This is a genomic window from Streptomyces sp. NPDC032198 (assembly GCF_040636975.1).
GTDB lineage: Bacteria > Actinomycetota > Actinomycetes > Streptomycetales > Streptomycetaceae > Streptomyces.
This window is the reverse complement of sequence record NZ_JBEZVL010000004.1, coordinates 322638-335685: the sequence shown is the minus strand read 5'-3', so window position 1 is coordinate 335685 and position 13048 is coordinate 322638. Positions and strand designations below refer to the sequence as shown.

Genomic DNA, 13048 nt, shown 5'->3' with positions numbered 1-13048 from the left:
GGGGGTTAAGGGAGCTTAAGGCGCGGTTCAATGTAGGGGTTGTGGGGAAGCCAGGCAATGGCTGAGACGCAAGGAGGGGGAGAGATGACGGAGAAGGGATCCGGCGGCGCACCGCCGGACGAGCCCGCGGCGATCGGGCGCCGCGTACTGCGGCTGCGTACGGAACTAGGGTTCACCCAACGGCAGTTGGCCGAGCCCGCGTACACGCCCGCCTACGTCTCCACGCTGGAGTCGGGCAAGGTGCGGCCCTCCGAGGCCGCCCTCCGGCACCTGGCCCAGCGGCTCGGCGTCACCCCGGAGGAGCTCGCGACGGGACGCCCGGCCCGGCTCGCCACCGAGCTGCGCCTGCGACTCACCGACGCGCGGCGTGCCTTGGCCACCGGATCCCCCGAGGACGCCGCCGCCCTCTTCCGCGCGCTGCGCGCCGAAGCCGTCGAGCACGCCCTGCCGGGGGAACAGGCCGCCGCGCTTCTCGGTCTCGGCGACTGCCTTCTCGAATCCGGCGACCTCGACGACGCGCACGCGTGCTTCGCCTCGGTGGAGCGACTGCTCGCCGACGAGCCGCTCCCGCGCCGCGTCCCCGCCATCCGCGGTCGCGCCAACGCGCACCGCCTCATGGGTGAACTCCGCTACGCCTGCCATCTGTTGGAGACCGCGCTCGACCAGCTCAACGCCGCGGGCCTGCACGACCCCGACGCTCTGCTCCTCCTCTACTCGGCGTCCATCGCCCCGTACATGGACATGGGCGCAACCGAGCGCGCCGCACACGCCGCCGAACTGGCCCTCGCGCTGGCTCCGCGCGTGGACGATCCCGCGCTGCTCGCCGGGATGCACCGCGGGGTGGCCCGTACGCTCATCGCCCAGGGCCGGATCGCCGAGGCCGACGCGTCGCTGGCCAAGGCCCAGGATCTCTACCAGCAGCTGCACATCCGCACCGAACTCGCCCACTGCCACTGGATGCGGGGCTATGTGCACGCCCAGGACGGCGACCTGGAACGCGCCGAGAATGAGCTGCGCACCGCGCACGCCATGCTGACCGCCAAGCGGGCCGCGCTCTACGCCGAGCAGGTCGAGGTGGAACTCGCGGACGTCCTGCGCAGGCGCGGCGACACCGGGGAGGCCGAGGCGCTGCTGAGACCGCTGCTGGCCGCGGGCCCGGAGCCCACGGAGGTCCCGGCGCTGCGGGCCGGACGCAGTGCGGTGCACATGGGCGCCGCGCACCGGCTGCTCGGCCTCATCGCGGAGGAGTGCGGTGACACGGAGGCCGCCGAGGAGCACTACCGCGCCGCCCTGCCGCTGCTCGAACGCGCGGGCGCGGCCGGGGATGTGGCCGGCCTGTGCTGCCTCCTCGGCGATCTGCTCCGGCGCACGGGACGGACGGAAGCGGCCCTGGACACCTACCGCACCGGCCTCGCCCACCGGGCCACCCCGGGCACGACGACGCTGGGACCCGCACCCGCGCCACCGCCGATGTGAGGGCCGCCGGGCCGGAATCGAGGCACGTCAGGCCTCACCCCGAGGGGCCGCGGCACTTCCCCGTCCCTCTCTTGGGCAACCTGATGTCCCCGCATGTCCGATCACCTGCTAAAAATACGGTCGGCACAGGGACATGAAGCGCCTTGTGCGAACGCATGGCATCAATCTGAAAGTTGGACCCGCAAGGGTCGCAGGGGGAGAGGTATCAGCCTGATGAACCGCATACGTACGACCGCAGCAGTCCTGGGCACGGCAGGAGCCCTTACGGCCGCTCAGCTCGGCCTGGCCGGATCCGCATCGGCGGTGGACGCGCCGAAGGCACCGAAGGGTGCGGCTGCCTCGGCACAGAGCGCGGCCTGCCCGATCGACATCGTCTACACCTCCCGGTTCCAGATCACCCCGGACAAGAAGGTGAAGGGCGGCCTTTACTTCGGCCTCAAGAACAAGAGCACCAAGAGCTTCAAGAAGGTCACCTTCACCGTCACGAACGTCAAGAACATCCGCTTCGGCACGGCGAAGGCGAAGGGCGGCAAGGTCACGCACAGGACCTCGAAGACCGTCTCCGTCTACGACAACAACCTGAAGGGCAAGGCCAGCCTCGGGGTCAGGGTCGCGACGACCCTGAAGAACACCAGGACGTACAAGGTGAAGTTCGCGGTCCGCGGCACCGGCTGGAACTGCTCCGTCGACCAGGGCACCTGGGGCGCCTGACCCTCCCGCACCACGCACCACGCCCCACGCACCACCACGCGCCCGCGGGACCCGGCTCAGCCCGGTTCCCGCGGGCGCACCGCGTCCCGGTACGGTCTGCTGATGCCGCGCAGCGAGAAGAAGCCCCGACGTCTCGTCGTCGAGGGGGAGGTCTTCCTCTGGTCCGTGGGCCACACCCACCGCGTGCCGGCCGGGGGAGGCTTTGAGGACTGCTGCGAAGTCCTCGCCGTCCGGCGGCTGCAGGCACGGGGGCGGCTCCGCATTCTCTTCCGGGGCGGTGCCGGCAGGCTCGTGCCCGACGGCTTTCTGCACTCCGGGGCGGTCGGCACCACGGAAGGCGGCGACTTCCTGAACCTGCACGAACCCGGCACCGCCAGGGCGCTGCTCGACGCGGCGATGGCCCAGGGGTGGCAAGCCGACGATCCGTCGGAGCGGGAGCTGGACGGCTGGGTCTTCTTCGAAGCCGTGGCCGCCCGCTCCCGCACCCGTGACTCGCTCGCGCGGAGCGAGCGTGATCGCGAGTAACATCCGCACCGTCGGGGGTCGAGGGTGAGTCAACAAGAGGTCTGGAGCGGTCAAGTGGACGAGGTAGCGAAGCCGGGGCTCGGCGCCGGGAAGTACCTGCTGGTCAGCAGCTACCGCAAGAACGGCACCGCGGTGCCGACCCCCGTCTGGGTCGTCGAGGACGGCGACGCCCTGGGCATCTGGACGGTCACGGACTCCTGGAAGGTCAAGCGGATCCGCAATCGCGCCGACGTCCTGATCGGCCCCTGCGACCTGCGGGGCAACCCCACCGGCGAACAGGTCCCGGCCACCGCGGAGATCTGCGACCCCGAGGTGACGGCGCATTACCGCACGCTCATCGTGCGCAAGTACGGTCTGATCGGCCGCCTCACGCTGCTCGGCAGCAAGCTCCGCCGCGGCACCAGCGGGACGATCGGGATCCGCATCACGCCGACGGAATGACGCCCCGGCGCCCCGGCGCCCCGGCGCCCCGGAGCCTCTCCGCCCCGGTGCCTCGACGCCCCCGAGTCCTCAAGCCCCGACGCCCCTGCGTCACGTCATGCTGAGCTCCGAGGCCGTCTCCTTCCGGAATTCGATCGCCGCCTCCCGCGCCTGCCGCAGCCCGATGCGGGCGAAGTCCCCTTCGAGCTCGGCGAGTTCGGCCAGCGTCTCGCTGCGGTCGCGGCCGAGCCGGGCGCGCGACTTGACCAGGCCGAGCCGGGACAGGGCCACACCGCGCGGCTCCCGCATGGCGTCGAACTCCTCCAGGGCGACGGCGTACATCTCGCGGGCGGCGACGTAACTCCCGTGCCGGTACAGGACGTTGCCGCGCATCTTGTGGTTGTACGCGAGCGCGCTCGCCAGATCCATGGCGCGGCAGATGACCTCCGCCTCCGAGAGCAGGTCGAGGGCCTTCCCCGTCTCGCCCCGCAGGGAGAGGACGTCCGCGACCCCGCGCAGCGACCAGGCGCGCCCCCGCGCGTCCTGGGCGTCGGCCGAGATCCTGACGCACTCCTCGAACAACTCGAGCGCCTCGGTGTAGTCGCCGGTGTTGCGCCGCATCTGGGCGATGCCGGACATCGCCCACACCATGTGCCGCGCCTCGCCGTGTGCCCGGCCCTGTTCCAGGAGCTGCTCGTGGAGGGCGGCCACCGCCGCGTAGTCCCCCTGGATACGTCCCGTCTCGGCGAGTCCGGCGAGTGCGTAGCCGTGCGCGAGCCGCTCGCCACTGTCGGCGGCAAGCTCGACGCCCCAGGTCAGCAGCCTTCGGGCGAGCCTCAGCTGTCCGCACTGGCGGGCCAGCGTGCCGCCGCTCCACAGCGCCCAGGCCATGGCGCCCGCGTCCCCCGCGGCGCGTGCGCTGCGGTAGCTCTGCCGCCAGGCGGAGCCCGCGTCGTCCACCTGGCCGAGGCGCCGGTTGGCCTCGGCCAGCGCGAGGGCGGCGCGCGCCCTCTCCAGTGCGGTGTCCGCCTGGGAGAGGGCGCGGTCCGCCGCCGTCAGCACATCCTCGTAGGAGGAGTTCACCCCGAGTGCCGCGCCCAACTCGCCCTGATATTCGGGCGCGAATGCCTTGCCGTGCATAGATTCATGACCTCTCGATCAACTCCGTACGTCGGTCTCCGTACGTTGATCAAGAAGCTACGAGCCAGGTGGGGTGCGGCGAATCCCTCCGCGTATGGGTCATGCCGTACGACTCCAGGGCTACGGACAGGGCCATGGTCATCATCGGGATGTACGGGAGAGCGGAGGGCCCGCGATCGTCAGCCGGCGTCCGTGGTGGCGTCCGGGGTGGCGTCCTGCGCGGCGGTGGCCGTGTCGTCGAAGACGGGCATGTCGTCGAAGACGGCGACGGCGTCAGCAGCCGCGGTGACGGTGGCGGCGGCAGTGGCGGAACCGGTGGCAGACGAACCCGCCGTCGCCGACTGCAGCGCCGTGATGCACGCCGCGATCGACTTCTGCAGCTCCTCCAGGCGCAGCAGCATGTCGTCCTCGTAGATGTCGTCGACCTCGGCGTCGTCGAAGGTCAGCTCCTCGAAGACCTTCGTCGCCTTCTGCAGGCTGCTGTAGAACTTCGCGCGGCGCTCCTGCACCCGCAGCTGCGGGTCGCTCTGGACGGTCTGGGCGACCAGGTCCTTCACGGTGTCGTACGCCTCGCGGGCCCACTCGCCGGAGTCCTCGCCGTCGTCCAGCTCGTCGATGAGGGAAAGGTGCCGCTCGGCCTCTTCCTTCAGCTCGGCGGGCGCGTCGATCAGCTGGCCCGCCGGCGTCTTGACCTGCCCCTTGTCGACGATCTGGCGGACGTAGTCGACGCGGTCGCCCGCCTTGGCCTCGGCCGCGACCGCCTTCTTGAGGTCGTCGGCCCGCACGATGTCCCGGACGAGCTCGGTGCGCAGCGCCGGGTCGTCGTCCAGCCGGTCCATCAGCGCGCGCCGCGCCGCCTCGGCGGTCCCGGGGTCGGCGAGGATCGCGGCCCGCAGCGCGGTGGGGTTCTCCGCGACCTCCAGAGCCTTGGTGGAGCGGATGCCCTCGGCCTCGGCGGCCTCCGTGATCGCGGTGCCGCGCGGGGAGAGGGCGCTGGAGCGGGACGCGTAGTAGGTCAACCACACGTCGGAGTCGGGAAGTTCGATGTCCTCGCCGGGCGTGAGCGCCTCGAAGTGGGGTACGAGGCCGTCGTCAGCGGCCTTGTCCCACGCTTTGTAGTAGCGCATGACGCGCTCGGCGGAGCAGCCGGCCAGCTCGCTGAACTCCTTCGCCGAGACCTTCGGCGTCTCGTCGGCCCCCTGTCCGCCGGGGCGCACGCTGCGCGCCACCTTCAGGGCGAAGGCCCAGCCGCCGGTCCGTGCGTAGGCACCGAACTCGCGGGCGTCCCGGGCCACCGCCTCGGGCACGGCGGCCGCCGGGGCCGCCGCGGGGTCGTCCGAGGGGACCGCCGAGAGGTCGTCCACGGAGGTGTCGCCGGACGAGTCGGCGGCTTCAGACGGCGCGATGGCAAGAGTCACGAAGGTTCTCCTGGATGGTGATGACAAGTATCTGAGAGCTGACTCGCCACCTTATCTCTCCTATTGAGGTGGTATGAGGGCGAGTTGTTCTGTGGTGAACAGGTGTCCCACGGTACGGAGGCGAAGCCTCCGGTGATCGCCGGTGGGATGTGGGGTCTACACATCCTGACCACATCTCCTCCCCGAGGATGACCCAGCGTGCACGGCACTACAGCGGCCGTGGGCCGATAGTCCGACTCTGAGTCTGACTTCCTGGCCGGTTCCCGCCCGGACCATTGAGGGGAAAGCCGCTGACCGCCCTGACGTGCACTGATGTGACGACGGGGAGTCGCCTCTGCCTTGTCTGTCCCTGCCTGTTCCTGCCTGCCGATCCCCGACGGGAGCCCTTTCGCCGTGGCTACGTTCCTCTACAAACTGGGCCGCCTCGCCTTCCGGCGACGCCGCTATGTGGCACTGATGTGGGTGGTGCTGCTGGCCGGCGTCGGCTTCTCCGCGTCCGCCGCACCCGCACCGCCCGAAGACTCCTTCTCCATGCCGGGGACGGAGTCCCAGAAGGCCTTCGACCTCCTCGACGAGAAGTTCCCCGCGGCCAGCGCCGAAGGCGCCACCGCCCGCGTCGTCATCCGTGCCCCCGAGGGCGAGAAGCTGACCGAGTCCGGCCCGAAGGGCGACGTCCAAAAGCTGGTCAAGACCCTGGGCGAAGGCCCGCAGGTCTCCGAGGTCGCTGACCCGTACAAGGCGAACGCCGTCAGCAAGGACGGCACCACCGCGTACGCGTCCGTCACGTACAAGGTCAACGCCCAGGAACTCACCGACAAGGCGCGCGACGCGCTCACCAAGGCCACCGACGACAGCCGCAAGAGCGGCTTCACCGTCGAGACCGGCGGCGACGCCGTCATGGCCGAGCAGGAGATGGGCGGCTCCGCCGAGCTCATCGGCATCGCGGTCTCCGCGGTCGTCCTGATCATCACCTTCGGCTCGATGGTGGCCGCGGGCATGCCGCTCCTCACCGCCATCATCGGCGTGGGCATCGGTGTTTCGGGCATCGCGGCTCTCGGCAGCGTCCTCGACCTCTCCGGCACGACCTCGACGCTCGCGACGATGATCGGCCTCGCCGTCGGAATCGACTACGCCCTCTTCATCGTCTCCCGCTACCGGGCAGAGATCGCCGACGGCAGGGAGCCGGAGGAGGCAGCGGGACGCGCCACCGGAACCGCCGGTTCTGCCGTGGTGTTCGCCGGACTCACCGTCGTCGTCGCGCTGTCCGGCCTCGCGATCGTCAACATCCCGATCCTCACCAAGATGGGTCTCGCCGCGGCCGGCACGGTCGCGGTCGCCGTTCTCATCGCGCTCACCATGATCCCCGCGCTGCTCGGCTTCGCGGGCAAGAAGGTGCTGCGCCGCAAGGACCGCAAGAAGCCCGCGGGCAAGCTCCACGACTCGAACGCCAAGCCGAATCTGGGCACGCGCTGGGCACGCTTCGTGCTGCGCCGCCCGATCCCGGTGCTGCTGCTCGCGGTGGTCGGCCTCGGTGTGGTCGCCGTACCGGCCACCAGCCTGGAGCTCGGCCTGCCGGACGAGGGCACGTCGGCGCCGGACACCACGCAGCGCAAGGCGTACGACATGCTGTCCGAGTCCTTCGGCGCCGGCTTCAACGGCCCGCTGATGGTGACGGTCGACATGGACAAGGGTGCGGGCGCCGCCGCGGCGGCCGACACCGTCGGCAAGGAGATCGCCAAGATCGACGGCGTCGCGGCCGTCACCCCGGCGAACGGCAACAAGCCCGACGACACCGCGATCTTCAACGTCGTACCGAAGACCGGTCCCAGCGACCACAAGACCGAGGGCGTCGTCAAGGAGATCCGCTCGACCGTCGACGGTCTCGGCGACAAGACGGGCTCCGAGGTCCTGGTCACCGGCGCGACCGCCATGACCATCGACTTCTCGCAGACTCTGGACGACGCGCTGCTGCCCTACCTGGGACTCGTCGTCGGCCTGGCATTCCTGCTCCTGATGCTGGTCTTCCGCTCGGTCCTCGTACCGCTCAAGGCGGCGCTCGGCTTCCTCCTGTCGGTGGCCGCCGCGCTCGGCGCCGTCGTCGCGGTCTTCCAGTGGGGCTGGCTCGCCGACATCGTCGGTGTCGACCAGCCGGGCCCGATCATGAGCATGATGCCGATCTTCATGATCGGCGTGGTCTTCGGCCTCGCCATGGACTACGAGGTCTTCCTCGTGACCCGCATGCGTGAGGCGTACGTCCACGGGGCGCGCCCCGGCGAGGCCGTCGTCACCGGCTTCACGCACGGCGGACGGGTCGTCGCCGCAGCGGCGGTCATCATGATCAGCGTCTTCTCCGGCTTCATCATGGAGAACGACGACATGATCAAGATGATGGGCTTCGGCCTGGCCATCGCCGTCCTCTTCGACGCCTTCGTCGTCCGCATGGCGATCGTCCCGGCCGTGCTCGCCCTGCTCGGCAAGAAGGCATGGTGGCTGCCGAAGTGGCTGGACCGCGCGCTGCCGAACGTCGACGTCGAGGGCGAGAAGCTGCACAAGCAGCTCGGCGACTACCCCACGGCGCACCAGGAGGACCAGGAAAGGGAGCTCGAGTCCCTACGCGGCTGAGCACCTGACGCTCCGTGCGGAGCACCCCGTCGGCCCGGTGACCGGACACGGTCACCGGGCCGACGCCTGTCCGGGCCTGTCCGGGCCTGTCCGGGGCCTGTCAGGGGCCTCCGGCCGGGGTGGCTCAGCGGTCCGCGAAGACCATCCAGACCTGCCCGGGAGCGAAAGGCATCCGCCGGCCGTTGGAGAGCGTGAACGACGTGCCGCCCTCGGGGCTCGACCGCTTCCAGTGGGTCTGGTACGCCTTGCCGCCCCGCAGGACCGTCGCCCTGCCGCTGCCGACCGTCTTGATGTACGGGGTCGCCGCGCCGTTGACGTCCTTGTAGCGTGACGGCGGCATGTCCACGTGCTGGATCACGATGGTCCTCGCTCCGAGGCGCGCCCCCGAGGTGCTGCGGGCCGGGGCCCCGTCGAAGGAGGCGAGCCAGCGCTGCTCCTGGGGTGACCAGCTGAAGGTGTGGCTGGCCGAGGCGTAGCGGACGGTCCGCACCGATGCGGGAGTGCCGCCTTCCGGGGCCGGGCCGAAGCGGAATCCGATGTCGGTGGGGTGGTCGGCCCGCGGGGCCGAGCGCAGCACGGCCTGGGGGCGGACGAAGAGGTCGTGCGGGGCGGGGCGGTTGCCGTCGCGGAAGTAGGCGCTGGGGACACGGTCGTGCGGGCGGACGTACAGCGGTGACCGCTCGAGCATCTTGTGGAGCGAACTGCGCACCCCCGAGTAGGCGAGTGCCGGGCGGCCGAACTGCCGCAGCAGCTCGACGTCGGACTCCCGTGCGCTGCGCACCGGGCCGACGGCCTCGGGGAGGCGGCTCGAGTACACGCCCATGAGGCGGCTCATGCCGCCCTCGACCTTCTCCACGTAGACGATGTCCGCCTGCGCCAGACCGGTGTGCGGCCGGGCCATGCGCGCGTTGTCGAACTTCACCGCGAGCACCGGGCCCTGATCCGCCCTCGTTCCGGTGAAGGGTGATCGCTCCAGCGGCGGGGCCCCGGCGTCCGCCGGTGCGCTCGGAAGTGCGGCTCCCGTCGTAAGAGCGCCCGCGGCGACCATGACAAGAAGACACGTGCCGATGCGGGCGCGGCTGCGGGCCCTAGCTGTCATCGTGGTTCTCCGTTCGTCCCCGGACGCGTGGTCCCGGGACCGGTTCGTTCCTGGCAGTGGCAGCCGCAGTCCTTCCTCCGGGGCGCGTGCGGTGAACCCCGTTGGGGCCATCCAGCCGCCAGGACTCACCGCAGCGGCGTACGCGCCGGACCCTCGCGTGGGCCCGGCGCGGTCCGCCGCCGTCAGGCGGTGTGCAGGGTCAGTCCGTAGCGCCCGAGGATCTCGTTGATCGGCTGGTGCCAGGTCTCACCGCCGCCGCTGCAGTTGCCCCAGCCGCCCGAGGTGACGCCCTGGGCCTGGTCGCCGCTGATGAACGAGCCCCCGGAGTCGCCGGGTTCGGCGCAGACGCTCGTCTTGGTCATCTGGTGGACGGCGCCCTGGCTGTAGTTGACGGTCTCGTTCTTGGCGAGCACGGTGCCGCAGTGCCAGTGCGTGGTGGAGCCGGAGCGGCAGATCGAGGCACCCACGGGTGCCTCCGCCGAGCCGCGGACGAGCTGGTCGGAGACGGTGCCCCAGCCGAGCACCACCGGGACGGTCCACCAGCCGTTGCCCACGCTGACGTACGCGTAGTCGTTGTCGGGGAACGAGGAGCCCTGGAAGTTGCCGATGGGCGAGTTGTCCCAGCCGCGCACCGCGGCGCCCGCCTGCCCGCAGTGGCCCGCGGTGACGAACCCGCCGTGCACCGAGAAGCCGATGGAACAGCGGACGTTGCCGGTGTAGTACGGGTCGCCGCCCACGGTGCCCGCGGCGAAGGTGCTGGGTGCCTTGCCGACCGTCTCGACCTGGACGGGACCGGCCTTCCGGGCCCGGTCGACGAACCGTCGGACATCGTTGTCGTCCTTCTGAGCAGCGACGACGTTCACCACTATCTTGTTGCTGCGCGGCGCCACGTGCCAGCTGCTGACGCCCTTGGGTGCGGACAGGGAGTCGATGCGTTCCTTGGCGGCGTCCAGTTGCTTCGCGCTGTGGCGGACCACGCGGACGGCGGCGCCGGTCTCGCGCAGGGCCTCGGTCCTGCCCGCGCTGGTGGTGGCGACGGTCAGCTTGCCGGTGTCGGCGTCGTACCAGGAACCGGCGTACGTGGATCCGGCCGCCCGCTGCGCCGCGCGGTCGACACGGGTCGCGGTCTTCTCGGCGGCGAGGCGGGCGCGCGCCTGGCCCGCGGTGAGTCCGAGGTCGTCCTGCAGGGCGGTGAGCATGCCCGCGGATGCCGGGGGAGCGGCGGGCGCGGGGGCGGCGCTCGCGGTGGGGGCGAGCGAGGCACTCGCCCAGGTGCCGGCCAGAAGCAAGGAGGAGAAGGCGATGCGGACTCCGGTTCTGCGTCTCACGGCAGGGCCCTTTCTGTCGTTCCATCGGGGTGGGGAGGAACAGGGGGTGATGAGAGCGCTCTCACGATGAGTTCAGGCGGAGCATAAGAGCGGCCCGGCAGTCATGTCCATACCAACTGGGCGTCATCCGGAGGCAATTGGAGCCAAAAAACAGCGGCCGGGTGGTGTTCACCGACACGCCCGCGTGCCCGGGTGGCCGGCGGTGACACGGTGACGGCACGGCATCCGCGGGAGTGCGTCGACGACTGAGGACGGCGGGGGCCGGCCGGGGCACGATCGGCGGCCGCAAGCCGATCGTGTTCGGCCACGCTGTCCGCGTAGGGTGCGTGAATGAGCATGCTGGATGACGCCCGCACGGGCATGAACCCCGAGATCCGGCCGCAGGACGACCTGTTCGGCCACGTCAACGGTCACTGGCTGGAGCACGAGCCGATCCCCGAGGATCGCTCCAGCTGGGGCCCCTTTGTACAGCTGGTCGACACGGCCGAGGAACAAGTGAAGGTGATCATCCAGGAGCTGGCGTCGGCCGCCTCGTCCGGCGCCGTCCCGGATGACGCGCGCAAGATCGCCACGCTGTACGCCTCCTTCATGGACGAGGAGACGATCGCCGCCCGCGGGCTCGCCCCGGCCCAGCCCCTGATCGACGAGGTCGCGGGGCTCCGCGACACCCGGGAGCTCGCGGCGTTCCTCGGCCGCTTCGAGCGGATCGGCGGCTCCGGTCTCTTCGGCTCGTACATCGACTCGGACGACCGGAACTCCGACCGCTACCTCTTCAACATCCTCCAGGGCGGGCTCGGCCTGCCCGACGAGTCGTACTACCGGGAAGAGAAGTTCGCCGAGATCCGCGAGAAGTACCTCGCCCACCTCACCGAGCTGCTCACGCTGGGGCAGCACGCCTCGCCCGCCGAGGCCGCGCAGACGGTCCTTGCCCTGGAGACGCGGCTCGCCGCCGGCCACTGGGAGCGGGCCGAGACGCGTGACGTCCAGAAGACGTACAACCTCACCACCCTGCACGAACTGATCACCCTGGCGCCGCACTTCGACTGGCGCGCCTTCGCCGAGGGGCTCGGCGGCTCGGACGCCACCATCGCCGAGACGTGCGTCCGCCAGCCGTCCTACTTCCGTCACCTGTCCGCGGTCCTCGACGAGGTGCCGATCGAGCAGTGGCGGGACTGGACGCTCGTCCGGGTGCTGCGCTCCAGCGCGCCGTACCTCACGGACCCCTTTGTCCGGAACAACTTCGAGTTCTACGGCCGCACCCTCAACGGCACCCCGGAGCTGCGCGCCCGGTGGAAGCGGGCGGTCGCCTTCGTCGAGGGCTCCATCGGTGAGGCCGTCGGCAAGGAGTACGTGGCGCGGCACTTCCCGCCGAGCTCCAAGGCCATGATGGACGACCTCGTCGGCAACCTCCTCGAGGCCTACCGCCAGTCGATCGCCCGCCTGGACTGGATGACGGACGAGACGAAGGAGCGCGCGTACGAGAAGCTCGCCACGTTCCGTCCCAAGATCGGCTACCCGGACACGTTCCGCGACTACTCGGCGCTCCAGGTCTCCGACGACGACCTGCTCGGCAACGCGCACGCGGCAGCCGCCTTCGAGTCCGACCGGCAGCTCGCCAAGATCGGTGCGCCGGTCGACCGCGACGAGTGGTTCATGCTGCCGCAGACGGTCAACGCGTACTACAACCCGGGCACCAACGAGATCTGCTTCCCCGCGGGCATCCTGCAGAAGCCGTTCTTCTCGCCCGACGCCGACCCCGCGGAGAACTACGGTGGCATCGGCTCGGTCATCGGCCACGAGATCGGCCACGGTTTCGACGACCAGGGCGCGCAGTACGACGGCGCGGGCAACCTCAACGACTGGTGGACCGCGGCCGACAAGACGGCGTTCGAGGCGAAGTCGAAGGCACTGGTCAAGCAGTACGACGCGTTCTCGCCCCGCAACCTCCCCGGCGAGTTCGTCAACGGCTCGCTCACGGTCGGCGAGAACATCGGCGACCTGGGCGGCCTGACCATCGGGCACACGGCGTACAAGATCGCGCTCGACGGCGCCCCGATGCCGGAGCGCGACGGCACGACCGGTTCCCAGCGGCTCTTCATGAACTGGGCCTACTGCTGGCGCACCAAGCGCCGCAAGGAGCAGGAGCAGCAGTACCTCACCATCGACCCGCACTCGCCGCCGGAGTTCCGGGCCAACATCGTCCGCAACCTCGACGAGTTCCATGACGCGTTCGGGACGGTGGAGGGCGACGGGCTCTGGCTTGACCCGGCGGAGCGCGTCAGGATCTGGTGACCTGATCTCCCCGGGGG

Annotated in this window: 10 protein-coding genes; 6 read left to right on the top strand and 4 right to left on the bottom strand. The window is 70.6% G+C overall.

All coding sequences use genetic code 11. The features are described from left to right. Nucleotides 1-84: 84 nt before the first annotated feature. From AB0E78_RS12495 to AB0E78_RS12480, 4 genes are all read left to right on the top strand, one after another. Entirely contained in the window at nt 85-1476 is a 1392-nt protein-coding gene (locus tag AB0E78_RS12495) for a helix-turn-helix transcriptional regulator (RefSeq protein WP_361831182.1), read from the top strand. Nucleotides 1477-1689: 213 nt separating this feature from the next. Beyond that, complete coding sequence (locus AB0E78_RS12490) at nt 1690-2187, top strand: hypothetical protein (RefSeq protein WP_361831179.1); 498 nt, start codon at nt 1690-1692, stop codon at nt 2185-2187. A gap of 102 nt (nt 2188-2289) precedes the next feature. Further along, nucleotides 2290-2712 (top strand): hypothetical protein, encoded by a 423-nt coding sequence (locus tag AB0E78_RS12485; RefSeq protein WP_361831176.1) that lies wholly within the window; start codon nt 2290-2292, stop codon nt 2710-2712. Nucleotides 2713-2766: 54 nt separating this feature from the next. After that, nucleotides 2767-3153 (top strand): PPOX class F420-dependent oxidoreductase, encoded by a 387-nt coding sequence (locus AB0E78_RS12480; RefSeq protein WP_361831174.1) that lies wholly within the window; start codon nt 2767-2769, stop codon nt 3151-3153. Between the two features lie 90 nt (nt 3154-3243). On the opposite strand, the gene AB0E78_RS12475 is transcribed toward AB0E78_RS12480, so the two are convergent. Then, nucleotides 3244-4272, bottom strand: coding sequence for a tetratricopeptide repeat protein (locus AB0E78_RS12475; RefSeq protein WP_361831172.1), 1029 nt, complete (start codon nt 4270-4272; stop codon nt 3244-3246). Between the two features lie 179 nt (nt 4273-4451). Beyond that, the gene (locus AB0E78_RS12470) at nt 4452-5636 is read right to left on the bottom strand and encodes a hypothetical protein (RefSeq protein WP_361831746.1); all 1185 of its coding nucleotides are present in this window, start codon (nt 5634-5636) and stop codon (nt 4452-4454) included. Nucleotides 5637-6083: 447 nt separating this feature from the next. On the opposite strand from AB0E78_RS12470, the gene AB0E78_RS12465 reads away from it, so the two are divergent. Beyond that, entirely contained in the window at nt 6084-8312 is a 2229-nt protein-coding gene (locus AB0E78_RS12465; RefSeq protein WP_361831169.1) for an MMPL family transporter, read from the top strand. A gap of 124 nt (nt 8313-8436) precedes the next feature. Here the strand turns inward: AB0E78_RS12465 and AB0E78_RS12460 are convergent, their stop codons facing one another. Together AB0E78_RS12460 and AB0E78_RS12455 are read right to left on the bottom strand one after the other, a co-directional pair. Continuing rightward, nucleotides 8437-9411, bottom strand: coding sequence for a DUF3048 domain-containing protein (locus tag AB0E78_RS12460; protein ID WP_361831167.1), 975 nt, complete (start codon nt 9409-9411; stop codon nt 8437-8439). A 182-nt stretch (nt 9412-9593) separates the two neighbouring features. After that, nucleotides 9594-10739, bottom strand: a complete 1146-nt coding sequence (locus tag AB0E78_RS12455; RefSeq protein WP_361831164.1) for a S1 family peptidase — start codon at nt 10737-10739, stop codon at nt 9594-9596. Nucleotides 10740-11069: 330 nt separating this feature from the next. Here AB0E78_RS12455 and AB0E78_RS12450 point away from each other — a divergent pair, with 330 nt between their 5' ends. Beyond that, nucleotides 11070-13031, top strand: a complete 1962-nt coding sequence (locus AB0E78_RS12450; protein ID WP_361831161.1) for a M13-type metalloendopeptidase — start codon at nt 11070-11072, stop codon at nt 13029-13031. The last annotated feature ends 17 nt before the right edge of the window (nt 13032-13048 follow it).

Coding starts and splice junctions, on each gene's coding strand:
- AB0E78_RS12450 (WP_361831161.1), top strand. CDS start 11,070: ATGAGCATGCTGGATGACGCCCGCACGGGCATGAACCCCGAGATCCGG.
- AB0E78_RS12490 (WP_361831179.1), top strand. CDS start 1,690: ATGAACCGCATACGTACGACCGCAGCAGTCCTGGGCACGGCAGGAGCC.
- AB0E78_RS12485 (WP_361831176.1), top strand. CDS start 2,290: ATGCCGCGCAGCGAGAAGAAGCCCCGACGTCTCGTCGTCGAGGGGGAG.
- AB0E78_RS12495 (WP_361831182.1), top strand. CDS start 85: ATGACGGAGAAGGGATCCGGCGGCGCACCGCCGGACGAGCCCGCGGCG.
- AB0E78_RS12460 (WP_361831167.1), bottom strand. CDS start 9,411: ATGACAGCTAGGGCCCGCAGCCGCGCCCGCATCGGCACGTGTCTTCTT.
- AB0E78_RS12475 (WP_361831172.1), bottom strand. CDS start 4,272: ATGCACGGCAAGGCATTCGCGCCCGAATATCAGGGCGAGTTGGGCGCG.